The organism is Caulobacter zeae, from assembly GCF_002858925.1.
GTDB lineage: Bacteria > Pseudomonadota > Alphaproteobacteria > Caulobacterales > Caulobacteraceae > Caulobacter > Caulobacter zeae.
Window position 1 is genome coordinate 62007 of the sequence record NZ_PJRS01000010.1, and the last position, 23497, is coordinate 85503.

At 67.4% G+C, this 23497-nt stretch carries 25 protein-coding genes; 23 read left to right on the forward strand and 2 right to left on the reverse strand.

Annotated elements, in window-relative coordinates; all coding sequences use genetic code 11:
* Positions 1–56 precede the first annotated feature (56 nt).
* From SGCZBJ_RS03790 to SGCZBJ_RS03845, 12 genes are all read left to right on the forward strand, one after another.
* Positions 57–638, forward strand: coding sequence for a hypothetical protein (locus SGCZBJ_RS03790; RefSeq protein WP_101716692.1), 582 nt, complete (start codon positions 57–59; stop codon positions 636–638).
* Positions 638–2323, forward strand: coding sequence for a terminase large subunit (locus tag SGCZBJ_RS03795; RefSeq protein WP_101716693.1), 1686 nt, complete (start codon positions 638–640; stop codon positions 2321–2323). Before SGCZBJ_RS03790 ends, SGCZBJ_RS03795 begins: the two co-directional genes overlap by 1 nt.
* Positions 2324–2332: 9 nt before the next feature.
* Positions 2333–3637, forward strand: a complete 1305-nt coding sequence (locus tag SGCZBJ_RS03800) for a phage portal protein (RefSeq protein ID WP_101716694.1) — start codon at positions 2333–2335, stop codon at positions 3635–3637.
* The gene (locus SGCZBJ_RS03805; RefSeq protein WP_101716695.1) at positions 3606–4490 is read left to right on the forward strand and encodes a head maturation protease, ClpP-related; all 885 of its coding nucleotides are present in this window, start codon (positions 3606–3608) and stop codon (positions 4488–4490) included. The genes SGCZBJ_RS03800 and SGCZBJ_RS03805 overlap by 32 nt, the downstream gene beginning before the upstream one ends.
* An 11-nt stretch (positions 4491–4501) precedes the next feature.
* Positions 4502–5815, forward strand: a complete 1314-nt coding sequence (locus SGCZBJ_RS03810) for a phage major capsid protein (protein WP_101716696.1) — start codon at positions 4502–4504, stop codon at positions 5813–5815.
* Between the two features lie 95 nt (positions 5816–5910).
* Positions 5911–6063 (forward strand): hypothetical protein, encoded by a 153-nt coding sequence (locus SGCZBJ_RS25545; RefSeq protein WP_165799231.1) that lies wholly within the window; start codon positions 5911–5913, stop codon positions 6061–6063.
* Between the two features lie 2 nt (positions 6064–6065).
* The gene (locus SGCZBJ_RS03815; RefSeq protein ID WP_101716697.1) at positions 6066–6371 is read left to right on the forward strand and encodes a head-tail connector protein; all 306 of its coding nucleotides are present in this window, start codon (positions 6066–6068) and stop codon (positions 6369–6371) included.
* 203 nt (positions 6372–6574) lie between these two features.
* Positions 6575–6940 carry a phage head completion protein gene (locus SGCZBJ_RS03825; RefSeq protein ID WP_101716699.1) on the forward strand — a complete coding sequence of 122 codons (366 nt, stop codon included), beginning with the start codon at positions 6575–6577 and terminating at the stop codon, positions 6938–6940.
* Entirely contained in the window at positions 6933–7478 is a 546-nt protein-coding gene (locus tag SGCZBJ_RS03830; protein WP_101716700.1) for an HK97 gp10 family phage protein, read from the forward strand. The genes SGCZBJ_RS03825 and SGCZBJ_RS03830 overlap by 8 nt, the downstream gene beginning before the upstream one ends.
* Positions 7475–7900, forward strand: coding sequence for a DUF3168 domain-containing protein (locus SGCZBJ_RS03835; RefSeq protein ID WP_101716701.1), 426 nt, complete (start codon positions 7475–7477; stop codon positions 7898–7900). Before SGCZBJ_RS03830 ends, SGCZBJ_RS03835 begins: the two co-directional genes overlap by 4 nt.
* Before the next feature lie 43 nt (positions 7901–7943).
* Positions 7944–8402 (forward strand): hypothetical protein, encoded by a 459-nt coding sequence (locus SGCZBJ_RS03840; protein WP_101716702.1) that lies wholly within the window; start codon positions 7944–7946, stop codon positions 8400–8402.
* A gap of 2 nt (positions 8403–8404) precedes the next feature.
* A complete protein-coding gene (locus tag SGCZBJ_RS03845) occupies positions 8405–8872 on the forward strand; it encodes a gene transfer agent family protein (RefSeq protein ID WP_101716703.1) in 468 nt (155 codons plus the stop codon).
* 234 nt (positions 8873–9106) lie between these two features.
* Here the strand turns inward: SGCZBJ_RS03845 and SGCZBJ_RS25325 are convergent, their stop codons facing one another.
* On the reverse strand, positions 9107–9421 hold the full coding sequence (locus SGCZBJ_RS25325; RefSeq protein ID WP_133149179.1) for a hypothetical protein: 315 nt from the start codon (positions 9419–9421) through the stop codon (positions 9107–9109).
* A 16-nt stretch (positions 9422–9437) separates the two neighbouring features.
* Between SGCZBJ_RS25325 and SGCZBJ_RS03855 the strand changes: the two genes are divergently transcribed.
* Genes SGCZBJ_RS03855 through SGCZBJ_RS03885 form a run of 7 tightly spaced genes read left to right on the forward strand, consistent with a single transcriptional unit; the run spans position 9438 to position 20778 of the window.
* Entirely contained in the window at positions 9438–12005 is a 2568-nt protein-coding gene (locus SGCZBJ_RS03855; protein WP_101716705.1) for a coiled-coil domain-containing protein, read from the forward strand.
* 50 nt (positions 12006–12055) lie between these two features.
* Positions 12056–12598 carry a hypothetical protein gene (locus SGCZBJ_RS03860; protein ID WP_101716706.1) on the forward strand — a complete coding sequence of 181 codons (543 nt, stop codon included), beginning with the start codon at positions 12056–12058 and terminating at the stop codon, positions 12596–12598.
* Positions 12599–12600: 2 nt separating this feature from the next.
* Positions 12601–13263, forward strand: coding sequence for a hypothetical protein (locus SGCZBJ_RS03865; RefSeq protein WP_101716707.1), 663 nt, complete (start codon positions 12601–12603; stop codon positions 13261–13263).
* The gene (locus SGCZBJ_RS03870; RefSeq protein ID WP_101716708.1) at positions 13260–13682 is read left to right on the forward strand and encodes a DUF6950 family protein; all 423 of its coding nucleotides are present in this window, start codon (positions 13260–13262) and stop codon (positions 13680–13682) included. The genes SGCZBJ_RS03865 and SGCZBJ_RS03870 overlap by 4 nt, the downstream gene beginning before the upstream one ends.
* Entirely contained in the window at positions 13682–18088 is a 4407-nt protein-coding gene (locus SGCZBJ_RS03875; protein ID WP_101716709.1) for a phage tail protein, read from the forward strand. The genes SGCZBJ_RS03870 and SGCZBJ_RS03875 overlap by 1 nt, the downstream gene beginning before the upstream one ends.
* Before the next feature lie 17 nt (positions 18089–18105).
* The gene (locus SGCZBJ_RS03880; protein WP_101716710.1) at positions 18106–18429 is read left to right on the forward strand and encodes a hypothetical protein; all 324 of its coding nucleotides are present in this window, start codon (positions 18106–18108) and stop codon (positions 18427–18429) included.
* A 3-nt stretch (positions 18430–18432) separates the two neighbouring features.
* Positions 18433–20778, forward strand: coding sequence for a hypothetical protein (locus SGCZBJ_RS03885; RefSeq protein ID WP_101716711.1), 2346 nt, complete (start codon positions 18433–18435; stop codon positions 20776–20778).
* Between the two features lie 2 nt (positions 20779–20780).
* Here SGCZBJ_RS03885 and SGCZBJ_RS03890 read toward each other — a convergent pair whose 3' ends face one another.
* Positions 20781–21371 (reverse strand): hypothetical protein, encoded by a 591-nt coding sequence (locus SGCZBJ_RS03890; protein WP_101716712.1) that lies wholly within the window; start codon positions 21369–21371, stop codon positions 20781–20783.
* Between the two features lie 374 nt (positions 21372–21745).
* On the opposite strand from SGCZBJ_RS03890, the gene SGCZBJ_RS03895 reads away from it, so the two are divergent.
* The 4 genes from SGCZBJ_RS03895 to SGCZBJ_RS03910 are packed head-to-tail and all read left to right on the forward strand — an operon-like array spanning position 21746 to position 23413.
* Positions 21746–22108, forward strand: a complete 363-nt coding sequence (locus tag SGCZBJ_RS03895) for a hypothetical protein (protein ID WP_101716713.1) — start codon at positions 21746–21748, stop codon at positions 22106–22108.
* A 2-nt stretch (positions 22109–22110) separates the two neighbouring features.
* Positions 22111–22383 (forward strand): hypothetical protein, encoded by a 273-nt coding sequence (locus tag SGCZBJ_RS03900; protein WP_101716714.1) that lies wholly within the window; start codon positions 22111–22113, stop codon positions 22381–22383.
* A 56-nt stretch (positions 22384–22439) separates the two neighbouring features.
* On the forward strand, positions 22440–23078 hold the full coding sequence (locus SGCZBJ_RS03905; RefSeq protein WP_101716715.1) for a glycoside hydrolase family 19 protein: 639 nt from the start codon (positions 22440–22442) through the stop codon (positions 23076–23078).
* Positions 23075–23413, forward strand: coding sequence for a hypothetical protein (locus tag SGCZBJ_RS03910; protein ID WP_101716716.1), 339 nt, complete (start codon positions 23075–23077; stop codon positions 23411–23413). Before SGCZBJ_RS03905 ends, SGCZBJ_RS03910 begins: the two co-directional genes overlap by 4 nt.
* The last annotated feature ends 84 nt before the right edge of the window (positions 23414–23497 follow it).

The window sequence follows — 23497 nt, forward strand, 5'->3', positions numbered from 1 at the left end:
CGCGCAGATTTTTTCCCGGGCTCACAAAATAGGAGGGTGCGTACAGGTACGCGCCGATGCTCATGGCCGATCGAAAACAAGCGATCGACTGGGCGGCGATCGAGCACGATTTCCGTAACGGATCCATGTCGTTGCGTGAAATGGCGAAGTGGTACGGTGTGTCCGATGGCGCCATTCGCAAGAGGGCCAAGTCTGGCGGGTGGGAGCGCGCGGCCCGGCCCGAAAGTACGCACCGCGCACCGGCGTCAACCAATGCGGCTGGGGGCTCACCGCGAACCGCCCTGACGGCGGCTGCGGCTAGCCCGGTGGCGATCATCGGGCGCGGCCGAAACCTGGTTCTTCGCCTGCTCGACGAGCTCGAGGCCACGACCTGCAATATCGGTGAACTCGATGCCTTCATCGTTCAGGCTACTGGCGGGGATCAGGCCAAGCAGTGCGAGGCGCTCCGGCAGGCCACGTCGCTGAAGCAGCGGTCGGACGTGCTGCGTGCACTTGCCCTCGCGGCGAAGACGCTCTCGGAAGCCGGTCCCCAGGTGGGTAAAAAGGAGGAACGGAACCAAGCCGCCCAGGAGGTTGTCGAAGCAGGCGGAATCTACGCGCCGCGTCGAGGACCTCGCCTTGCGGTGGACAATAGCTGATGGCCTTCGACACCGCGTGTGTCGACTGGGAGCAGCGAATAGTCGGACGCCGCTCGCTGATTCCCGCTCCGCTCTTCGCCAATGAGGCCGAAGAGGCACTGGCAGTCTTCAAGTCACTACGGATCGTTGATGCTCCAGGTCAGCCGACCTTCGGCGAAGCTTGTGAACAGTGGGTGTTCGACTTCGTCGGCGCCATCTTCGGCGCCTACGATGCCGACGCGGGACGCCAGCTCATCCGCGAATTCTTCCTGCTCATCAGCAAGAAGAACAGCAAGTCGACGATCGCTGCCGGGATCATGCTCACCGCGCTGATCCGAAACTGGCGACACTCGGCCCTGCTGCTGATCCTGGCGCCAACCCTTGAGGTGGCGAACAACGCATTTACGCCCGCCCGGGATATGGTGCGCGCCGACAACGCGCTGGCGGCGCTGCTCCATGTCCAGGAGCACACCCGCACCATCACGCACCGGCAGACCAAAGCTATCCTGAAGGTCATCGCGGCCGATTCCGACACGGTGTCAGGCGTCAAATCGTCATTCGTCCTGGTCGACGAGCTTTGGATTTTCGGCAAGCGGCCCAAGGCCGACGCCATGCTGCGGGAAGCGACCGGCGGCCTGGTCTCAAGGCCGGAAGGCTTCGTTATCTGGTTGACGACGCAGGCCGACGAAGAGCCGGCGGGCGTGTTCAAGGCGAAGCTCGACTACGCCCGCGACGTCCGCGACGGCGAGATCGACGATCCTCGCTTCCTGCCGGTGCTCTACGAGTTCCCCGAAAGCATGATCGCCTCCAAGGCGTATCTGCTGCCGAAGAACTTCTACGTCACCAACCCGAACATCGGCCGGTCGGTCGACGTCGAGTGGCTGACCGACGAGCTGCGAAAGGTGATCAACGCCACCGGCGGTGAGTTGCAGGTCTTCTTGGCCAAGCACCTCAACGTCGAGATCGGCCTGCGCCTGGCGCATAACCGCTGGCGCGGCGCCGACTACTGGGAAGCGACGGCCGACACGACGCTGACGCTCGACGAGCTGATGCGCCGCTCCGAGGTCTGCACCGTCGGCATCGACGGCGGCGGCCTGGACGACCTGTTCGGCTTCGCCGTGATGGGTCGCTGTCGCGAGACCCGCGACTTCCTGCTGTGGAACCGGGCCTGGGCGCAGACGGACGTTTTCGAACGTCGAAAGGACATCGTCACCCAACTCCGAGAGTTCGAGGCCGATAAGGACCTCGTCGCGTGCGAAACCCCTGGTGACGACATCGCCGACATCGTGGCCATCTGCATTCGCCTGCGCGATGCGGGCCTGCTGCCGGAGACCGGGGCCGTCGGGCTCGACCCGGCGGGCGTCGCCGACTTGGTTGACGCCTTGGACCTGGCCGGCATCTCGGCCGGCGGTCAGGCGGTCTCTATCCCGCAGGGCTACCGGCTGTCGGGCAGCGTGTGGGGCATGGAGCGCAAGCTGAAGGCTCTAGCGCTGTTTCACAGCGGCTCGCGGCTGATGAACTGGTGCGTAGGCAACGCCAAGGGCGAGAAGCGGGGCAACGCCTTGCTGATCACCAAGCAGGTGTCGGGCTCGGCCAAGATCGACCCGCTCATCGCCAGCTTTAACGCCTTCGACCTGATGAGCCGCAACCCCGTCGCGGCTAACGGCCGCTCGGTCTACGAGGACCGCGGCATTCGCAAAATCTGAGGAGGGCGAATGGCCATCCCCCGTCCCCTCGTTCTCTCCGAGGGCGAAACCGTTTCGCTGCGCTCGCGACCGTCCAGCGGCAGCGCCGCGGGCCTTCTAGCGCTGTCCTTGTCCGATCCCCTGATCGCCGAGTTCTTCCGTGGCGGCTACGCCTCGGCTTCGGGCGCGACGGTGAACGTCGAGACCGCGCTGCGTAACCCGGCGATGTTCCGGGCGCTGAGCCTGATTTCCTACGCGATCGGGATGCTGCCTTTCCAGGTGATCGACGAGACCACCAAGGAGAAGGCGACGGGCCATGCGCTCTATCGGCTCCTGCACAGGGAGCCCAACGGCTGGCAGACGGCGTTCGACTTCCGGTCGCTGATGCAGCTCCGAGCGCTGGTCTACGGCGATGCCTACGCCCTGATCGTCCGCAGCTATCAGGTGCGCAGCCGTCGAAGCGAGCCGGTGCGGCTGATCCCGCTCAATCCAGATTGGGTGAAGCCAGTGCAGGCCGACGACTGGTCGGTTACCTACGAGTACTCCCCGCCGAAAGGCGGACGCCGCGTCTTCGCCGCCAGCGAAATCTTCCACCTGCGAGGTCTGTCGCTCGACGGCTTCCGCGGCCTTTCGCTGGTCCGGCAGGCGCGCGAGGCGATCGGCCTGGCGATCAGCGCCGAGCTGGCCTCCGCTCGACTGTTCAAGAACGGCGCGTTCGTTTCGGGGGTGCTGGAGCATCCAGGATCGCTGTCGGAGACGGCTTACGGCCGCCTGAAGGAGAGCCTTTCCGAGAAGGAAGGCGCCGACAACGCCTGGCAAAGCATGATCCTCGAGGAGGGGATGAAGTGGGGTGCGGTCGGCTCCACCGCTCGCGACGCCGAGCTGGCCGCCTTCCGCAAGATGCAGGTCGAGGAAATCGCCCGGGTCACGGGCGTACCGCGCCCGCTGCTGATGGTGGATGAGACGTCGTGGGGCTCGGGCGTCACGGCGCTTGGCCAGTTCTTCGTCCAGTACGCCCTGAACCCCTGGTTCGAGGCCTGGCAGCAGGCCGCTGAGCGCTCGATGCTGGCAGACGCCGAGAAGGATCGCTTCTCCATCAAGTTCAACCCGAACGCCCTGCTGCGGGGCTCGGTGAAGGATCAGGGCGAGTTCTTCGCCAAGGCCCTCGGGGCCGGCGGCGCCCCCGGCTGGATGACGCAAAACGAGGTTCGCGACCTCAACGACCTACCCGCCCGCGACGGCGGCGACAAGCTCAACCCGGGCTCTCAAGCCAAGCCCGCCAGCCAACCGCAAGAGGACGCCGATGAGCCGCCTGCCGCTGCGAATTCACGCTAGCGCCCGACCGGGCGCGCTGCCCGTTCCCGCCCGCCGCGACGTGCAGGCCTTCACCACGCCGAGCGTGCTGGACCGTTGGAGCGAGGACGCCGCAGGCGTCCGCGCCCTGGCCCAGGGCGACAACGTCATCACCATGTTCGAGACGATCGGCGAGGATTGGTGGACGGGTGGCGGCGTCACGGCCAAGGGCGTCGCGGCCAAGCTGCGCGCCATCGGCGACCGCCCCGTCGAGGTTCAGATCAATTCGCCCGGCGGCGACATGTTCGAAGGCATCGCCATCTACAATGTCCTGCGCGAGCATTCGCAGGAGATCACGGTCAAGGTCATGGGGATGGCGGCCTCGGCCGCGTCCATCATCGCCATGGCCGGCGACAGGGTCGAGATCGGCGCGGCGTCCTTCATCATGATCCACAATTGCTGGGTGCTCGCCATGGGCAACCGGCACGACATGGCAGAGACCGCCGAGTTCCTCGCCCCGTTCGATGCCGCCATGGCCGAGGTCTACGCCGCGCGCACCGGCCAGAAGGTGGCCGACATCGTCAAGTGGATGGACGCCGAGACCTTCATGTCCGGCTCGCAGGCCATCGAGCGCAAGTTCGCTGACGCCCTCCTGTCCGCCGACAAGCTGACGACCGACGAGAAGGCCAAGGCCAGCGACCGTCAGATCAACGAGCTGCGGGCGATGGAGCTTCAGCTCGTGTCCGCCGGCCTTACCCGCACCCAAGCGCGCGAGCGCATCAACAAGATCAAGGGCACGCCTGGCGCTGCCCACGATGAGCCCCCCACGCCCGGCGCTGGGGACACCGACTGGCACGGCGATCTCGCCGCGCTGATTGCATCCTTCCAGGCCTGAAAGGCACCCTCATGAACAAGACCATCGTGACGCCGGCTACGGCCGGCGCGACTTCGCGCGCCCTCGCCGCGGCCGTGCCGCCCGCCATCCTGGCTGGCGCCATGGCGCACGCCTTCCCCCGCGCCATCATCGGTCAGCGCATCCGCGCCGACGTGAACGACCCCAAGGCCATGATCGGCCAGCTGCAAGCCGCGTTCGACGCCTTCAAGGCCGCGAACGACGAGAAGCTGAAAGGCAAGGCCGACGCCGTTCTCGACGAGAAGGTGCAGAAGATCGACGCCGCCGTCGGCGACTTCCAGAAGGCCATCGACGACCTGAACGCCAAGATGGCGGCGCAGCGGACGGGCGACATCTCCGACCGCCGCTCGCCCGAGCAGATCGAGTACGCCAGCGCCTTCAACGCCCACGTCCGTACCGGCGACATCCAGGCGGCCATGTCGCGCGGCAGCGACGCCGACGGCGGTTACACCGCCCCGGTCGAGTGGGATCGCACGATCAGCGATAAGCTCAAGCTGGTCTCGCCGATCCGCGAGCACGCCACTGTCCAGCCGATTTCCAAGGCCGGCTTCAAGAAGCTTTTCAACGACCGCGTGATCGGCTCGGGCTGGGTCGGCGAAACCGCCGCGCGCCCGGAAACCGGCACGCCGGGCCTGTCGATCCTCGATTTCCTGCCGGGCGAACTCTACGCCAACGCCTCGGCGACGCAGACCCTGCTCGACGATAGCGAGATCGACATCGAGGCCTGGCTGCAGAACGAAATCGAGCCCGAGTTCGCGCGCCAGGAGGCCATCGCCTTCCTTTCGGGCAACGGCACCAACAAGCCGTTCGGCGTCCTGACCTACGTGACCGGCGCCGCCAACGCGGCCAAGCACCCTTGGGGCGCCATCACCGTCGTGAACTCGGGGGCGGCCGCCGCCCTGACCGGCGACGGCATCATCTCGATCATCTACGACCTGCCCAAGGCGCACTCGGCCAACGCCAAGTTCTTCATGAACCGCCAGACGCAGTCGAAGGCGCGCCTGCTGAAGGACGGCCAGAACAACTACCTGTGGCAGCCGTCCTTCCAGGCCGGCCAGCCGGCGACGCTGGCGGGCGAGGCCGTGGTCGATACGCCCGACATGCCCAACGTCGCGGCCGACAACATCGCCGCCCTCTACGGCGACATGCGCGAAACCTATCTGGTCATCGACCGCATCGGCATCCGCGTCCTGCGCGACCCCTACACCAACAAGCCCTTCGTGATGTTCTACGTCACCAAGCGCGTCGGCGGCGGGGTGAAGAACCCGCAGTCGATGCGGGCGCTGAAGATCGCCGCCAACACCTGACATCGGCATTCGTACCGGGTCGGCTCAGTGCCGACCCGGCTTTCCCAGGCGGGCGCTACCCGTCTCGGCAAGCCGGGCCAACAAAGGAGACCCCCATGGCCAAGACCGCCGACAAGCAAGCCGATGCCCCTGACACCGACCTCGTCGAACTGAACGACCCGACCTTCTCGGGCGTCGAGGCCGTCAGCAAGGCCCTCGGCATGAAGCTGGCCGACGAGGTCACCCCTGAGCCGATCGCCGAGGCCTGATCATGTTGAACGTCGTCGTCACCGCCACGGGGCCTCTGTTCACGCTCGACGAAGCCAAGGTGCATCTCAACGTCCTGCACGCTGACGACGACACCAACATCGAGGTTCTCAGCAACGCTGCGGTCGCCGCGGTGCTTCAGCATTGCAACATCGCCACCGTGCCGGAGGGCGACATTCCCGAAGCGGCTTTCAAGGTCGCGTCGCTGATCGTGCTCAGCGTTCTCTACGGGGGTGGTCAGTTGGACGCGGCGCGGTTGCCGGCCTCGGCGCGAATGCTCGTCGACCCTTACCGGTGGCTAAGGGTCTAGGCATGGCCTGGGTTCGCTTCACCTCTGACCACGATTTCACCCCTGCCGCCGACCGGCGCAGGACGACGGCTTACAAGGCCGGCCAGGTGCGGCGGGTTACGCGCGAGTGTGCTGGCCAGGCTATCGGCCTGGGGCGCGCCGTCACAGTGGCCACGCCCAACCGCGAGGACGCCAAGCGTCTGCTCGCTGAAAGATGATCGGCTATGGCTTGGAAACCGCCCGGGCGCAGCGAGCTGCGCGAACGGGTTCGCTTCGAGGTGCGCCGCAAGGGTGAGCGCGTCGGGGGCGTCATCAAGGAAGAGTGGGTCACGTTCTGCCCGGACCGGCGGGTGCGTCTGCTGCCGCAGCGCGGTGGCGAGAGCGTGATCGCCGACCGCGCCGCCGGGGTGTCGGTCTGGATCTTGGACGTTCCGGCCGACTCGGTCGTGCGCCAGATCACGGCGGCTATGCGTGTGGTCGACGCTCGCGATGAAGCGCGAACCTGGGACATCAAGAGCCCGCCGCTCGACCTTGCCGGCGATGATCGCTGGCGCACCCTGACCTTGGAGATGGGCGGCAGCGATGGCTAGCAAGGTCAAGGGCCTGGACCGCCTCACGCGGCAGCTCGCCGCGCTTCCGAACAGCGTCCGCATGGCCATTGCCGACGAACTGGAGATGAGTGCCGAAGACCTCGCCGACGCCATCCGCCGGGCAGCCCCGGCCGACAGCGGGGACCTGCGCACCTCGATCGGATCTTGCGAGGGCGAGCCGCCCAAGACCAGCGCCACCGGCGCTTTCGGCGCGAGCAGCAAGGGCCTGAGCCGTTGGGGCTCGGCCTTGAATCGGGCGGGCCTTCTGTTCTCGGTCTTCGCCGGCAACAACAAGGTTTTCTATCCCCGCTGGGTGGAGTTCGGCACGTCTGGCAGCGTTCGGACGCAGCGCGTGGGCGCCCGCGCCACTGACTACAAGCAGCACAAGACGCACGGCCGCAAGGCCCGGCGGACCCATCCCGGCACGCGGGCTCAACCCTTCTTTTTCCCCACCATCCGTGCGTGGCGAAAGGTGCTGCGCACGCGGATGGTCAAGGCTGCCCGCAAGGCGGCGAAGGAAATCGCAGCGCTCCGATGACCAGCCCAACCGTAGAAATCCAGATCGCGGCCGATGCCGCGTTGGTCGCGTCGGCCGACGTCCTGGCCATCGTCTTCGCGACGGCGGACGGGCCAGCGATCTACGCCCGGGGCCAGGACTTCGACGCCGTCTATCCGCGCATCACCTTCGGCGCGCCGGAGCGGGTTCCTCGCGGCCGGGGCTGCGGCGTGTCGGCCGACATCATCCTGACGGTCCATTGCTGGGCGCAAGGCCCGGATTGCACCCTTAAGGCCGGGGCCTTGGCCGACGCCGTCATCAAGGAGCTGGTGCGTCCCCTACCGCTGAACGGCTGGCGCGTCAGCAGTTGGGAGGAAGTCAGGTCGCGCCCGGTTGGCGACCCTGACCCGACCGTCGAGCACTTCGTCACCGAAATTCGCTGGACCGTCCACGGGGCCGGCTAGCAACCCGCTGGCCCATCGGCCAGCACTAAGCGGAGAAAGCACTATGAGCGATTACGTCGCTGGCGAGGCCGGCCACCAGCTGGGGTTCAAATTCCAAGACCCCGCAGTGCCGGCCAACTACAACCTGTCCTGCTCGATCAACACGAGCCGCAAGGTCGACCTGACCAACGAGCTGTCGACCAGCATGAGGAAGAAATGCACCGACCCTAAGGCCCCGGCGCGACCGGTGCGGAGGGTGAAGTCGCAGGACATCAAGTTCACCGGGGCCGGGACGGCGGACATCCCGTCGGCCATGACCCTCGTGAAGCTCTGGCAGACCGGTACGGCCTTCTCGGGGAAGCTGATCGAGGATGCCGCGACGGGCTTCACCATCACCGGCATGTGGCAGATCGAGAGCATGAGCCTCGGCGGTGACTCGGAAGACGATCAGGTGTTCGATATCTCGCTCGCGATCGCCGATCCTGACTTCGAAATCACCTTCGCGGCCCCGGCCGGAGGCTGATCATGAGCCGCGACGGTTCCGTTACGCTCGTCTGGGGCGATGACGAGTATCTGTTTCGCCTGGGGCTCGCCCAATGGCGTCGCATCCAAGAAAAATGCGATGCCGGCCCGGGCGAAATCTATCGGCGGCTCGTGACCATCGCCACGGTATTAGAGAAAGGCGTCACGCTGACCCAAGCGGCCGCGATGGGCGCCATCGGCGATTGGCGCATCGACGACGTGCGCGAGCCGATCCTGCAGGGTCTCGTCGGCGGCGGAATGTCGGAGATCGCGGCCGGCGCTCTGGTTCGCACGCGGGTCGACCCGGTCGTCGACTTCAAGACGCACCTGGCCCTCGCCTTCGGCATCGTCAAGGCTGGCTTGGGAGAAGTGCCTGACGAGCCGCTGGGGGAGCCGGCGGGGGGCGCGAAGAAGCCGGCGCGCTCCCCAAGGGCAAGATCCGGTTCGCGTCGATCTACGGCAACGGCCTGACCATGGGGCTTAAGCCGGACGATGTAGACCGGCTGAGCCTTTGGCAGTTCGCGGCCCTCCTGCGGGCGCACAACATCGCCAACGGCGAAGCGCCCCGTGCGCGCGCTCCCAGCAGCGCCGAGCATCGGGAGCGTATGGCGCGCCTTGGTTGACTCTGGAGCCCCCGTCGGGCGGTGCTTGGCGCGCCGTCTAGACGGGGGAATCATGAAGCTCATTCAGATTATGGCTGCGCTCCTATTCGTAGTGCTGGCGCTGGCCTTTTGCGGGCGGCAGTCGCGAGAGAAAGGCGAGCGCGAGTTGCAGGCGCGAGCCGAGGCGGCAGTGCGGGCGCACGGGCTTACACCTGCCGAAAGTCGCATCGTCCAGGGTGTTCACGAACCCGCCGTCTGTGGAACGGCCAGTGGGCAGCACTTCATCTTCCGTGGCGATCCCGCCCGGACCTCCAACGCCCTGATCGTGCAGGGCGACATGCCGTCCCAACAATTCGAGGCCTTGGTCAAGGCTTGGTGCGGATAGCGCCGGGCTGAGCACCCGCGCGGCCTCGGTCATCTGACCGGAGGCCCCAATGGCCCGCACCGACCTGGAACAACTCGTCTACCAGATGTCGGCGGATCTCCGCAGTCTGGAGAACGCCAACAAGCGGGCCTTGGTCAATGTGCGCCAGACGGCGCGCGATGCTCAACGCGAGTACGACAAGCTTGCGGCCGAGATGGGACAGGCCTTCGGGCGCGGTTCGCTCATGGCGGGCGTGGCGTTCGGGGCGGTGACGTCCTATGCGGTGAAGGCCGCGAGCGACGCCAGCGAAACCGCCAACGCCTTCGAGGTGGCGTTCGGCAAGATGGCGCCGGTCGCGCAGAAGTTTGCCGAGGCCTACAGCGGCCAGGTCGGGCGGGCGCTCGACGAAACCCAAGCCCAAATGGCGAAGACGCAGCTCATCCTGACAGGCGTTGGCCTCGCGGCGGACAAGGCGTTTGAAGCGACCCAAGCGATTCAGAAGCGATCAGTGGACATCGGCTCGCTCTGGAACGTGGATGACGCGGAGGCCTATCAGGCAATCCTCTCGGGTATCTCTGGCGAGGCCGAGCCACTTAAGCGGTTCGGCGTAGCGCTCAACGAAGCGGCGGTGAAGGCTGAGCTTCTGCGATTGGGCTTTAAGGGCAATGCAGAAGACGCGTCAGAAGCGGCGAAATCTGTCGCCCGCCTGAACCTAATCATGGCCGGCACGATCAAAACCGACGGCGATGCGATCAAGACTAAAGACAGCCTGGCAAACCAGCTGAAGGCAATGCGGGCTGAATACCGCGATGCATCGGTCGAGTTGGGAAAGAACTTCCTCCCGGTGGCCACCGACGTGGCTCACGCCGCCAACGCCATGCTCGTCGAGTTCAACAAGCTGCCAAGCAGTGTGCAGATGGGCGGTTTAGCCTTGGTGGCGCTGGTAGCCGCCGGCGGGCCGATCGCCGCCGCGATCGAGGGTCTGACCAAGCTCATCAAGTACGCCCAGGCGGCGCGAACGGCGATGGCTGGCGTCGCGGCCGCCAACGCGGCAGCGGGCGCGGCCGGTGCGGGCGGCGCTGCTGCTGGCGCGGCTGGCGGCGGGGCGGGTGCTGCTCTGATGACAGGCGGCCTGGCGGCCGTCGGCGTCGGGTATGTCGCCACGGGTATCGCGGGCATGGCCAAGGCAGTCGAGGGTGGCAACCGCGTCACGGCGGTCAAGAACCTGCTGGCCGACCCGTCGCTCGTCCGCAAGATGAGCGACGCCGACATCGTCAAGCTGCAAGGCTTGCTGCGCAAGGACGCCAGCCGCAAGGGCGAGCAAGCCCAAACGATGTACGGCGACTTCGGCGCGAATACGACGCCGGCTAGGAACGCCCTTGGCATCCTGGCCGGCGAGCAGAACGCCCGCGCGAAGGCCAAAGCCGACGCGGCGACCGGCAAGCCTGCCGATCCGGATGGCTTCAAGCTGACGCCGGACCTACTCAAGCCCGTCGGTGGCGGCAGCAGCGGTGCGAAGGGTGGCAAGTCGGAAGCCGAAAAGGCGGCCGACCTCGCCGCCCGTCAGGCCGACCGGTTCAACGCGGCGATGGCCTCGGCGCAGGACGCCGAGCTTGGCGCTCGCCAGCGCTTGGCCAACACCGCCGCCGAGCGGGCCAAGATCGAGTTGGACAGGATCGCCGCCGATGAGAAGGCTCGGGACGAAGACCTGCGCCTCGCCGTCAAAAAGGACGAGCTGACCCAAGCCCAGGCCGACCAGATCCGCGCGGCCGAGGGTAAAGCCAGGGCGGCAGAACGGGAGTTGATCGAGACTGAGCGCGACGAGGCGCAGCGCGCCGAAGCCTACCGTCTGTCGACGACGCTAGCCGGGTTCGAGGCCGACATTCTGGCCTCGCAAATCGAGATGGCGCAAACGTTCGCCGAGCGCTCCGCTCTCGAACGCAGGGCGCTCGAACTGCGGCAGGCGCAAGAGGCGGCCGGCCTGACAGACGAGATGGCGCGTAACCCGTCGCTTTCCGAAGAGGACAAGCAGAGGCTGCGCACTGGCCTCGCCAACGCCCAGGCTTCGGCGCGGGCGGCCCTCGCGAACGCCCAGAAGGAAGACCTCAAGGCCAACATTCTTGAGGCTTTCGACGCTGCCCGTGGTGGGGCCGGATCGCTGGCCGACTATTTCGGCGACCGGGTGAAGGCCAAGCTGCTCGACAGCCTGGCCGACAAGCTGGCGACCTGGCTGCAAAAGCTCGGCTCTGCCGGCGGCGGCTCGGGCGGCGGCTTCCTAAGTTCCGTGGCCAAGGTCGCAAGCAGCTTTGCGGGCATGTTCGACAGCGGCGGTTCGATCGGGGCCGGCGAGTGGGGCATCGCGGGCGAGCGCCGGCCGGAGATCGTCAAAGGACCGGCCACGGTCATCAGTAGCGGGGCAAGCCTCCGCGCGCTGAACGGCACAGCAGCGACGCCTTACGTCGGGCGCGACCGGGTCATCCATGTGGTCACCGAGGCCTCGGATTATTTCACCACCAAGGTTCGACAGGAGGCCACGCCCATCGCCGTCGGCGCGGGCATGGCCGCGTCTCAGACCGGGGCCGATCGCGCCATGAGCGCGGCTCGGAGCCAGAACCGTTACCGTATCGCGGGGGCCTAATGGCCGTTCTTTTCCCTACGTGTCCCCTGCCGTTGTCGCCCAGGCCTCGCTTGGTCGACTACGGTGGCGACCTGACGCCTTACCTGGGCGGCCCGGTGCAGCGCATCGAGCGTTTGGGGTCGCGCTTCGCTCTCGCTGTCGAACTGCCCAAGCTCGATCAGGAAGAGGCCCGCGTTTGGGTCTCGCGGCTGTTGCAGGCAAAGCGGTCCAGCGGCGTGCTCGGTTGGCCGCAGCTCGGCAACGGCGTAGGCGACGAAGGCGCGCCGCGCGTCAACGGTGCGGGTCAAGGCGGAACGGTGCTTTCGCTGGACGGCCTGCCGCCGAACAAGGCGATCAAGGAAGGCTGGTTCTTCTCGCTGAACGCGGGCGGGCGGCGCTACCTCCACATGATCACGGCCGACGCTGTCGCCTCGAACCTCGGGGCGGTCACGGTCACCATCGAGCCGATGCTGCGGATCGTCCCGCCGGACAATGCCGTGATCGAGCTGGCCGCCCCCAAGATCGAGGGGTTGGTGCAAGGCAACGAAGGCGCGTGGGAGCCGGATCTCGCGGAAGAGGTCGGCCTCTCCTTCACCCTGGTCGAGCGGGAGTAGCCATGAGCGAGCTACACCCGCAACTCGCCGCCGAGCTGGAGAAAGCCAACGTCGCCCTTTTCGGGGCGATGCTGGTGGAGTTTCCCGACCGGGACATGTGCCTGCTCGACGGCGCTGGAAGCCTGCTTATCGGCAACCGGTGGTTCGCCGGGCGCGACGACGTCTATGGCGTCTGCTCGGGGATCAGCGAGTTTTCCGACGGCGACCCTACGCAGGCGCCGCACCTGACCCTGACGTTCCAGCCGCCGACCAACACGGCGGCGGCGGCGCTGACCTCGGCGCTGAACCAAGGGTCGCCCACGACGCTGATGGTCGGCGCGATCGACCGGACAACGGGCCTGGTCATCCCCAACCCTTACGAGCTGTTCGTCGGGGAATGGGACGTGGCGACCATCAACATCGACAAGGGCGAGCGGTCGGTCGACGTCGAAATCGTCTCGATCTTCGAGCGCCTATTCGAGCAGGACGAAGGGGTTCGCCTGACGTCGTCCTGGCTGCAATCGGTCTGGCCCAATCACAAAGGCCTCGACTTCCACACCGCTGACCCGACGAACCTGCCCTGGGGCAAGGAAGGCTCGCGCGCCGTTGCCGGCGGGGCGAGCAGCTACGTCGTCAGCGACGCGCAGAAGGCCATCCTGCGCCGCGTAGGGGTTTCCATCCTGTGACCACCCTTCTTCGCCGCCACGCGGCGGCCGACGCCGTTGTGCGTCGCTTCAAGGACCGCCCCTTGCGGGCCGGGACGAACGATTGCGTCCGCATGGCCTCGTTCGTCCTGCGCAAGCTGGGTTACGGCTCCAAGCTGCCGAAGTCGGGCGAATACCGCTCAATGGTCGGTGGCCTGCGCCGCTTGAACGCCTTGGGCTTCGACAGCGTCGAGGCCGCGCTCGACAGCATGGGCCTGGTGCGAACCACGCTGGCCCGCGCGCTGCCGGGCGACATCATCGCCGTCCCCGGCGAGGACGCCCTGCCGGCGCTGTGGATCGCGCTTCCCAACGGCCGAGCCCTGGGCTGGCACCAAGACAGCGACTGCTGCGCGATCATTCAACCGACCCTGACCGACGCCATCGTGTGGAGCGTCATCTAATGGCCAAAGCCCTCAAGACCGCCGGCATGGTGATCGCAGGCGCCGCCCTGATCGCCACCGGCATTGGCGCGGCGGCGGGCGTCGGCCTCCTCGGCGCCTCGGCTTCCGCTGTCGCCAGCTTGGGCGGCGGCTGGACGCTCTTTGGCGCTTCGCTTTCCACCCTGTCCAGCGTCGGCGCTGGTCTGACCGCCGTGGGCACGCTGTTGACCAAGCGTCCCGGCGTCGCCACCGGCGGCAGCCCCGTCCAGCAGGCCTATGACCCGTCGTCAGGCCTGCCCTATCCGTTCGGCCGGACGGCTGTCGCTGGACGCATCGTCTATGGAACCGTCACCGGCCCGCTCAAGGAAGGCAACAAGTACCGCCTATTCTATTCGGTGCTCTCTGGTGTCCGCATCGATGGGTTCGAGAGCTTCTCGACCAACGACGAAACCGTTTCGTTCACGTCGGACGCGGGCGAAGGTGCCAGCGGGACCTACAAGAACCGCATGTGGCAGGTGCGCCGCACGGGCGCGCCCGACAGCCGCAGCTATCTGCGCTTCACCGCCACCGGCACCAAGGACACCCCGGCCGACCACGGCGGCAATCCGCCCGAATGGACTGCGCAACACACGCTCGGAGAAATGGCCGTCAGCCTGACGGCCTGCGAGTACGACCAGAAGGTCTACGCCAGCGACGTCAAGCCCTTGTACGTCATCCGGGCCGCCAGGGTGTACGACCCCCGTCTAGACAGCACCTACCCCGGCGGCGCTGGGGCCTGCCGGGCGAACGACGAGAACACCTTCGTCTGGTCGGAGAACCCGTGGCTGCACGCCCTGACCTGGGCGATGGGGCGCTATCAGAACGGCGCCCGGGTTCTCGGCATCGGCGCGGCCCTGGCCTTCCTGCCCGTCGCCCAGTTCGTCGAGGCCGCCAATATCGCCGACGCCAACGGCTGGAAGATCGGCGGCACGGCCTGGTCGACGGATGACAAGTGGGCGGTGCTCCGCTCCATGGCGCAGGCCGGCGGCGGCGAGTGCTTCCCCCTGGGCGGCAAGATCGGCTGCATGGTCAACGCGCCGCGTGTGTCGCTGGCGACGGTCGAGGCCCGCGACATCGTCGGCCCGTGCTCGGCGGCCGGCACGCGGGGCCGCCGCGACCGGATCAATGGCGCGGTTCCACGCTATCGCTCCGAGGCGCACGGCTGGGAAATCGTCGCCGCAGATCCGATCATCGTGGCCGCGCACGTGGCCGAGGATCGCAACCAGCAGCGCACGCGCGAGATCGACTATCCCTACGTCCAGGATCTCGCCCAGGCGGGCCAGCTCGCCCGCTACGACATCGAGAACAGCCGCGAGTTCGGGCCGATCACCCTTCGGCTTGGGCCGAAGTGGAAGGGCTTCGTTCCTGGCGACGCCCTGACGCTGAACGTCCCCGACCTGGGCTTGAACGGCCAGCTCGCCGTCATCACCAAGCGGGCGTTCGATCCGTCGACCTTCTCGGTGACGCTGGAACTGCGGTCGGAAACGACGGCCAAGCACGCCTTCGCGCTAGGCCAAACGACCACGGCGCCGCCGATCCCGACCTTGACCGGCAACGACGCCCTGATGCCAGGCGCGCCGCCGGCCGAGGACGTGAGCGTTGAGGGCGGCACGACCGCTGGTCCCGACGGCGCGCTGCCGGTGATCGTCTACAAGGTGGTGCTGGCCAACCAGCACGCCACCCACGTCATCGTCGACTACCGGCAGATCGCGCCGACCGTCGGCGAATGGCGCTCGCGGGAATGGCCGGTGTCTTCCCTGGCTGTCGACGGTGACGACAACCCGACCGTGAGCCTGCCGCTCGATGGTCTGGCGGCTGGCGCGACCTATCAATCGCGCATCCGCTACCGGACGGTTCGCGGTGTCGAAGACCCCGCGACCGCGACCCCGCTGCCCGACGCCACGACAGGCGGCCTCGACGCGGGGACGGTCGAGGGCAAGACCCCGGCCCAGATCGTCGCTGACGCCGGCGCGTCGGTGCAGCCGGCTATCGCCGCCGTCGAAGCTGCCGCGCAGGCCGCGTCGATAGAGTCGGGCCAGGCCCTGGCTCTGCTTCAGACGCCAGGAACCGGCGTGATCCAGCGCCTGGCCGACGTCGAGGTCCAGGCGGACGGCGCGGATGCGCGACTGACCGACGAGGTCGCCCTGCGAACGGCCGAGAATGCCGCAGCGGTGGCCCGCATCGGCGACCTCGAGGCCAGCCGCCGCGTCGTCGCCAACGCGCTGAGGAACGGCAATGCCGCCGATCCTCAGGCCCTGCGGTACTGGACCGCGCCATCGGGCGGCTTCGTGGTGGGCAACGATCCGCAATACGGCCCGTACTTCGGCGCGGTGGCGAACACCAGCGGGGCCACGCGGGTCCTGCTTTCGGAGATCCACGGGACCAGCCCCGGCGACGTGTGGAGCCTTGGCCTGCAAGGCGACCCGGGCGGCAGCTCCGGCTCGGCCAGGGCGTTCGTGTTCTTCACCTGGATGCGCGGCGGCGTTCAGCTGGGCAACAGCGCGGCGGTGTTCCTCGACAACGGCGTGATGAGCTGGGCCAAGCGCGCCGAACTCAGGGGCGTCACCGTGCCGGCGACCGTGGCGGGTCAGGTCCCTGACGGCTTCCAAATCTGCTATGCCGTGCCCAACGGCCACCTGAACTCGACCTTCTCGTATGTGATGGTCAACCAGGGTGCGGTGGCCCTGCCGTTCAACGACCTGTCGACGGCCAAAAGCAGTCTGGCCCGGACGGCGAGCCTGGAACTGGCGCAGGCGGCGAGCGACAGCAGCCTGGCCGTGCTGACCGACCGCGTCGGCGTCTCCATGCAGCAGGGAGACTCCATCGTCGCGAACGCTCGGTTCGGGGCGTACACGGCGGCGGCGGGCATTCCCGACGGCTGGAGCGAGTACCTGAACGGCTCGGCCGCCACACGCCAGCCCGCGCCCGGCGGGCGCTACGCCCCGCGCTGGTCGACGACGGCGACCCAGATGTATGGGATCGTGCAGAGCGTCGTCCTGACGCCGGGTGATTGGATCCTGGAGTTCCAGGCCATGGTCACGTCAGGCGACTGGCGCGGCTGCGGCCTCCTGGCCTCGTATCCCGGCGGCGAGATCGGACGGATCGACTGCGGCGTCGATCCCGACAACGGCGGTGTGATCGGCGCGGGCGGCCCGGGGTATCGACGGTTCACCAAGAAGGTCACCGTGCCTTCGCCGGTCGTCGTGACCTTCTATGCCATGGCCACCTGGGACGGCTACGCCAGCGGTCGTTCGGCCAAGACGATCGATATCCAAGTGGCTGACGTCTATCCGGTTGACGCCGCTGTTCGCGCCGCCCAGGCCGACGCCTCCACGGCGCTAACGGCGTACTCGACCTTGTCGGCCTCGTTCGCGTCGTACCAGACGACGACCGACGCCCGCTTCACCAGCCCGACTGGAGAAGTGCAGGTGGCCAAGAGCCAGGCCATCGCCCAAAGCCTGGCCGACGCGAACCAGGCGATCAGCACTTATGACGCCTCGACCACGGCCAGCTTCGGCGGCCTACGCGCCGCGACCGGGTTGCTGCAATCGGCGATGACGACCGTGCAGGGGCGCGTCGTGGCCTGGCTTAAGCTGACCGCATCCAGCGGATCGGAAGAGGCCAAGGTCGAGGTCGTCGCCGACGAGGGCGGTTCGCTGATCCGCATGGTCGCCAAGGCGATTTCGCTGGCCAACACGGTCGGCGGGGTTGTGATCGACGTGTTGAAGATCGTCGGCGGCGAAGTGTTCTTCGGCGCTCCGGTCTCCATCGACGTGGCGGGCAAGCGCCTGACGCTGGGACCGGGATTCGGGTCGTCGAGTGACCTGGTTTGGTGGTTTGGGCCAAGCGCCATCAGCGTGGCGGCCATGACCAAGATCAACGGCCATTTCGCGCTCGCGACAGACGGCAAGGTCTACTACGGCACGGCCGAGCTGGGGACGGGGTCGGGCAATCCTGACGCCGTCACGGGCCGCTATGGGCAACAGTCCAACCTGGCCCCGAACACCGGCGCGCATGCGCTCGCGGTTCAGCTCGACCTGTCGGGCGTCGCGGCCAGCGATCTCGTGGAGGCCAAGTTCCTGATCACTCAGGAAGTGGCCGGCGCCCTGTCGACGACCGGCACCTGGTCGGGCGGCTGGGAAATCGTCGAGCAGACGACCGCCGGCGGGTCCACGGCCGTGCGCGCATCAGGCCTGCTGACCATCGAAGACAGCGGCGGTGGACTTCTCGACATCCAGTCGAGCGAGCCGATGGACGCATTCATGCGACTGCCTGATCGGACCCTCAATGGAACGGTCCGCTACGCGCTGCGCCTGTGGCGCAGCAGCGGACCGACCATCACCGGCAACGGCATTCACGCCGAGCTGCGCGTGCAGCGCACTCCCTGACAACAAGGAACAATCGGATGACCGATCTATCGACCGTGCCGCAAGAGGACCTTGCGGCCGAACTGGCGCGGCGCGCCGCAGCCCAGGCGCTGGAGGCGGCGCAAGCCGTCGCCCTGCGCTACGGCGCCGCCCGGCCCATCTTCGAGGGCGGGTCATACACCCTGCCGGCCCTGTCAGAGGCGCTGAAGGCTGTGGTTGTGACCTGGCCGTCGGGCCGCCTGTCCGTGAACGCCGACGTCCTCGCGCGCCAGATCGACGCCGTCGTCAGCGTCTGGGCCGCCGACGTGGCGCCGCAGCTAGCGTTGGCGGACGCGGCCGATAGCCCGACAGAGGAGGCTTGATCGGTGCGGATCACGACGCCCCTGGCGGCTGTGCGCACTGGCGCGCGCTGGTCGCAGGATTTCGTTCTGCAAAACGCCGACGGCACGCCGCGAACCGGCCTTGCCGGCATGTCGCCGCGTGTCGCCCTCGTGCCGCAGTCGCAGCCGCGTAGGGCGGCCGACAGCTTCGCGCTGCCGGCCGAGCACCTGTCGTTCTGGCCTGACGAGGCCCGCATCGGCATCCGCGCCCCGGCCGAGGCGACGCGCGATTATCCGCTCGGCGACTTCGCTTTCGAGGTGCAGCTCGTCGACGGCGACGACATCGAGAGCATCGCCGTCGGGGTGGTCGCCATCGAGCTGGGCCTCGCGCTGGTGGTCGACGGCCAGGACAGCGACGCCCCGGTGCTGGCCAGCTCGGGCGGGACTGTCGGGACCGTGGTCATGAAAGCCGCGAAGTCGTTGACGGTGACGAGCCAGGGGCCGAAGGGGAATGACGGCCACACGCCGACCGACGCCGAACTCGACGCCCTGGTCGCGCCTCGCGTCGCTGCGGCGCTGGCGGCGGCCATCCCGACCATCCCCGACCCGGTGCTCGACGGCCGCTCGTTCTCGGTCAACGTCGCGGCCGACGCCGTCCTGCTGACCATCACCGACGGTATCCAGCCCGGCGCGCTGGTCTCCATCTCGCCCAACGACGGCCGGGTGAAGCTGGTGGGCAACCAGCAGGACGGCTTTCGGATCGTGCGCGGGGCCTCGGCGTTCAAGGCCGGCGACTTCGCCCTGACCATCCGGCAGAAGTTCGCGCCCGCCACCAACCCGAACCACGCCAAGACCTTCCAGACCATGGCGATGGCGGCCGACCGCTACATGTTCGCTTTCACCCGCAACCGGTGGAACAGCGGGTTCGTCATGCCGGCGACGGCGGGCGTCAACTACCTGGCCAGCCGCATCAAGTTCTGCTCGCCGCAGTACGCCATCAACGACATCCTGCTTCACTTCTCGGGCTTCGCCCTGGCCGAGGGCAACACCTCGCCGGCCGAGTCGGTGCTGCCCGGCAACGACATCGTCATCGACGAGGTCGTGCTGCGCGTCGGTGGCGTCGACTACCCGGCGCGCTTTGGCGTCAACCCGGGCCTGACGATCGCCTCGGGGGCCAAGGGCGGGTTCGCTCGCGTGGTGCTGCCGGAAAACATGCCGCGCGACAGCGACGTCGAGGTCATCACCTATTGGCACGTCGAGGCCGGGCAGAACTACCTCGGGGCCTATCGCATCCAGAAGCATCGCGGCGAAAAGGTCTGGCAGGCCGCCAGCCTGGCCGGCGTCAAGGCCATGGTCGCGGCCGATGCGCCGATCTCGGCCGCCTACGACGCCTTCTACAATACCGTAGGCAACGCCACGAACTCGCAGCTCCTCGCCTACGGCCCTGACCTCATGGTCGCCAAGGGCTGGGACGGCCGCGAGGTGGTGCTGATGCCGGCCGACAGCATCGGCGACGGCCGCCAGGGCATCGCCGCCACGGCCGACGCGCGCGGGAACATGGGAAGTTTCCGGCGTCTGCTCGACCGCAACGACACGACGCGCGGGCGCACCCCGCATTTCGTGATGGGCGTGCCGGGCGCCGCGGCCTATCGCGACCTGACCGGGGCCGGCGCGACCATCGCCACCATGCGCTGGGACGTCATGGACGAGGTCAAGGCCATGAACGGTGGGGCCAATCCCTGGACAGCCTGTTGGATGCAGCACGGCCGTAACGACCAGCAGACCACGTCAGCGGCGTGGATCGCCCGCCTTAATGGCTGGGCTGACCGCTTCCTGGCCCGGTATCCTGGGGCTCGACTGGTGGGCTGTACGATCCCGGCGACGCCGACCTCGGCCGATCGCTGGACCACCACCGAGGGCCAGACGATCGCCGCGCCCTGGACCACGGCGCTGCAAGAGACGAACGCCCATATCCGGGCGCTGATGGGCGGGCGTTTGACGGCCGTGGTCGACTTTTTCGCCTACCGGTCTGGCGATGCGGCCGGGAAGGTGCGGCCGGGCAATCTCAAGCCGGCCGGCCAGGTGGTGACGGCGGTGGGCGACGGGGTGACGAACTTCACCCAGTTCGTGACGAGCGAGCTGCTGAAGGTTGGCTACCAGTATGCCGTCAAGAACCCCGACGGCACTTACACTGGCGCGACCGTGGCTAAGGTCGAGGGTGCGGGGCCTTACACGATCACCCGTCAGGAGAGCGCCGCGGTGCCGATGCTGGCCGGCGCGCTGATCTACGAGCAGTCGACCCCGGACGGCACGCACGACAACGACGGCTATGCTATCGACACCGTCGCGCTGATCCCCATGGACGTCGAGAAGGCCAAGTTCGCGGCCTGACGCTATTCAGCCATAGGGAGCAGCAGGTTTTCTACCGCCCAGATTTGAGCGTTGCTGCGGTAGCTCGCGATTAGGCTTGCCAGAAAATCCTTGATCACGTGCATGGCGACGCCGTCCTGCACTTGAAGATCGCAAAAGATCACATCCTCACCATGCGAGGGGAAGATCTGAACCAATCCCATGAACTCAAACACGCCGTTAAGATCGGGCGGCGGGTCGTAGAACGACATGACGAGGAACACTGCACGCCCTAGGGCGAAGAGCGTGTTACTCACCGATGATACGTGTGTGCCCTGGTTCGAGAGATTCAGGTTCATGCACTGATACTTGGCGTTCCAATCGTCGCCAGTGTGCCTTCCGATGAACACGCGCCAGTCAGGATCGACTGGGCGTCGACGATCATCGGGGTTTCCCCGAAACAGGTGACGCTCTTCATCGGTCACGGCGGCGGTCCCCTGACGTGTGTCAATCGTCATTGCCGTCATGATCGCCCACTGAGCGATCAGGTCCTGCTCGTCGGGAAAAATCTCTGACTTGTCGCCGAAGAGTAGGGGTTCAAGCACGACCCGCGCGTCGTTGGTGAGGCGCGACATCCATTTAACATTGCAGTCCTGGCACACGCGCGGAGAGGTGTCATCGAACCTGCGACGGTTGGAGATGCGCGTGACCGCCGGAACAGCGCGCAGGGGCTGGCCGAGCCGCAGATGCGAACCTCCACCCTGGGACGGAGTAATTCTCTTGGGCAGATGGTCTAGATACTGGTGCATCCATTCAGGGAAATAGTGCTCCCGTGAGGATTTGCCCGGCCCGCCGCAGTAGGCGCAGACGCGCGGAGGCTGTCGCGCACCCTTTCCCCTCCCTCGGCCCATTCACATCCCCCTTCCACTCGCCGGTTGGGCCAGTGGGATTCTGAACGCTGAGCTGCGCAGCAGTTCCGCCGTGACGTTTGACATTGAAGGAGAGGCCAATGGCCGACAACCCGGGCGAGCCGCAGATCGTGGCCGTCCTGACCAAACTCGCCCCTCTCGCGCCGGGCGCGGCGGGTGCCGTGCTGAGCCTAGCGTTCGGCGAGAAGCTGACCGTGCGCGGCAAGGCTCTCAGCGTGGGCGTCGGTCTGGCGTGCGCCTGCTGGCTTGCTCCGGCGCTCGTCTGGGCGTTGAGCAAGCTCTCGCCCTGGGGCGCGCCGCCGGCGGAGGTTGGCCAAGCCGTGGGGTTCCTCACGGGCCTATTCGGGATGATCGTGCTCGCGGGCCTGGCGCCCTGGCTCGCGAAGGTGGCGGGCGACCCGCTCTCGCTGCTGAAGGTTCGGATCAGCACGGGGGAGGCCTGAATATGGTGCTCATCCTCTCCTGCGCCCTGGGCGCGCTCATCGTCACTGTCATCGTTGTCGTGGCGCTGCTGGGCTGGGGTGGGTCGCTGTCGATGTCGCAGCGGCTCGGGCTGGCCGCCATCGCCGCGGGTATCGTTTGGGCCGGCCCTGGCCGCGCCCTGGGCCGGGAGCCGGGCCTCGGTGACGCTCTCCTGCTCCTTGGCCTGCTCGTTTACCTGCTGGCCTCCTATGGCGGCGCGCTGCTGCGCCGGCTCGACACTCTCGGCGCCGACTAGGCCAAGCACAGCCTCCCGGCCCCTCCTTCCTCTTTTTCATCGATGAAAGGTGATCCGTGATCATCACCCAGGACCGTTTTCGGGCCTTCGCGCCCGGCTGCACGCTCTCCAATGCCCTGGCCATCGTGCCGGCGCTCGAAGCTGGCCGCGTGGCGGCCGGCCTGACGACTCCGCAGCGGGTCTGCCATTTCCTCGCGCAAGCGGCTCACGAGTCGAAGGGCTTCACCCGGTTCGAGGAGGATCTCTCCTATTCCGCCGAGCGCATGGCGCAGGTCTGGCCCGGCCGCTATGCGGTCGATCCGAAGGCGAAGGTCAAAGTTCCGAATGCCCTCGCCAAAACGCTGGCCAGGAAGCCCGAGGCGCTCGCGAACAACGCCTATGGCGGCCGCTTCGGCAACGTGAGGCCGGGGGACGGCTGGAAGTACCGCGGGCGCGGGATCTTCATGATCACCTTCGAGGCGAACTACGGCCTGGCCGAAGGTTGGTCGGGACTGCCGCTGCGCGCCGAGCCGGAGCTGGCTGCAATCCCCGAGACGGCGGTCAGGATCGCGCTCGCCTACTGGAAGCACAAGGCGCTGAACGACGAGGCCGACCGGAACGACATCGAGGCCATCACCCGCGCCGTCCAGGGCGCGCAGGAGGGGCTGGATCAACGCTCGGCCTGGCTTGCGAAGGGCGTGAGGATCTTCCGATGAAGGTGCCCACGATCTCGTTCGTGGACGGGCTCCTCGTGACGCTGGTGCTGGCGGTTCTCGTGGCGCTGGCCTGGAACTTCGATCCCTTCGGCCGGCGGCAGGCCGCGGAAGTGCGCGCCGGCGCCGCCGAGGTCCAGGCCGACATCAGCACGGCCGCGGCCGGCGTCGCCGGCTCTACCGCCGTCCAGACCCTATCCATCAACCGCAGAGCTGAAGAGGCCCAAGATGCGCTCGATGCTTCGACCGATCCTGACGACGACCTGGCTGCTTGGAGCGCTGGCATTGACCGCGTGCGCGACGCCGGCGGCGCGGCCGACCATTCCGGTCCCCGCTAACCTCCGCGAGCCGCTGCAAGATCGGCCCAAGCCGGACCTGCCGGCGCCCAGTGCCCTGCCGCTCGCCGCGTCGGCGGCCGAGGA

Coding starts and splice junctions, on each gene's coding strand:
- SGCZBJ_RS03790 (WP_101716692.1), top strand. CDS start 57: ATGCTCATGGCCGATCGAAAACAAGCGATCGACTGGGCGGCGATCGAG.
- SGCZBJ_RS03795 (WP_101716693.1), top strand. CDS start 638: ATGGCCTTCGACACCGCGTGTGTCGACTGGGAGCAGCGAATAGTCGGA.
- SGCZBJ_RS03800 (WP_101716694.1), top strand. CDS start 2,333: ATGGCCATCCCCCGTCCCCTCGTTCTCTCCGAGGGCGAAACCGTTTCG.
- SGCZBJ_RS03805 (WP_101716695.1), top strand. CDS start 3,606: ATGAGCCGCCTGCCGCTGCGAATTCACGCTAGCGCCCGACCGGGCGCG.
- SGCZBJ_RS03810 (WP_101716696.1), top strand. CDS start 4,502: ATGAACAAGACCATCGTGACGCCGGCTACGGCCGGCGCGACTTCGCGC.
- SGCZBJ_RS25545 (WP_165799231.1), top strand. CDS start 5,911: ATGGCCAAGACCGCCGACAAGCAAGCCGATGCCCCTGACACCGACCTC.
- SGCZBJ_RS03815 (WP_101716697.1), top strand. CDS start 6,066: ATGTTGAACGTCGTCGTCACCGCCACGGGGCCTCTGTTCACGCTCGAC.
- SGCZBJ_RS03825 (WP_101716699.1), top strand. CDS start 6,575: ATGGCTTGGAAACCGCCCGGGCGCAGCGAGCTGCGCGAACGGGTTCGC.
- SGCZBJ_RS03830 (WP_101716700.1), top strand. CDS start 6,933: ATGGCTAGCAAGGTCAAGGGCCTGGACCGCCTCACGCGGCAGCTCGCC.
- SGCZBJ_RS03835 (WP_101716701.1), top strand. CDS start 7,475: ATGACCAGCCCAACCGTAGAAATCCAGATCGCGGCCGATGCCGCGTTG.
- SGCZBJ_RS03840 (WP_101716702.1), top strand. CDS start 7,944: ATGAGCGATTACGTCGCTGGCGAGGCCGGCCACCAGCTGGGGTTCAAA.
- SGCZBJ_RS03845 (WP_101716703.1), top strand. CDS start 8,405: ATGAGCCGCGACGGTTCCGTTACGCTCGTCTGGGGCGATGACGAGTAT.
- SGCZBJ_RS25325 (WP_133149179.1), bottom strand. CDS start 9,421: ATGACCGAGGCCGCGCGGGTGCTCAGCCCGGCGCTATCCGCACCAAGC.
- SGCZBJ_RS03855 (WP_101716705.1), top strand. CDS start 9,438: ATGGCCCGCACCGACCTGGAACAACTCGTCTACCAGATGTCGGCGGAT.
- SGCZBJ_RS03865 (WP_101716707.1), top strand. CDS start 12,601: ATGAGCGAGCTACACCCGCAACTCGCCGCCGAGCTGGAGAAAGCCAAC.
- SGCZBJ_RS03875 (WP_101716709.1), top strand. CDS start 13,682: ATGGCCAAAGCCCTCAAGACCGCCGGCATGGTGATCGCAGGCGCCGCC.
- SGCZBJ_RS03880 (WP_101716710.1), top strand. CDS start 18,106: ATGACCGATCTATCGACCGTGCCGCAAGAGGACCTTGCGGCCGAACTG.
- SGCZBJ_RS03890 (WP_101716712.1), bottom strand. CDS start 21,371: ATGTCGCGCCTCACCAACGACGCGCGGGTCGTGCTTGAACCCCTACTC.
- SGCZBJ_RS03895 (WP_101716713.1), top strand. CDS start 21,746: ATGGCCGACAACCCGGGCGAGCCGCAGATCGTGGCCGTCCTGACCAAA.
- SGCZBJ_RS03900 (WP_101716714.1), top strand. CDS start 22,111: ATGGTGCTCATCCTCTCCTGCGCCCTGGGCGCGCTCATCGTCACTGTC.
- SGCZBJ_RS03910 (WP_101716716.1), top strand. CDS start 23,075: ATGAAGGTGCCCACGATCTCGTTCGTGGACGGGCTCCTCGTGACGCTG.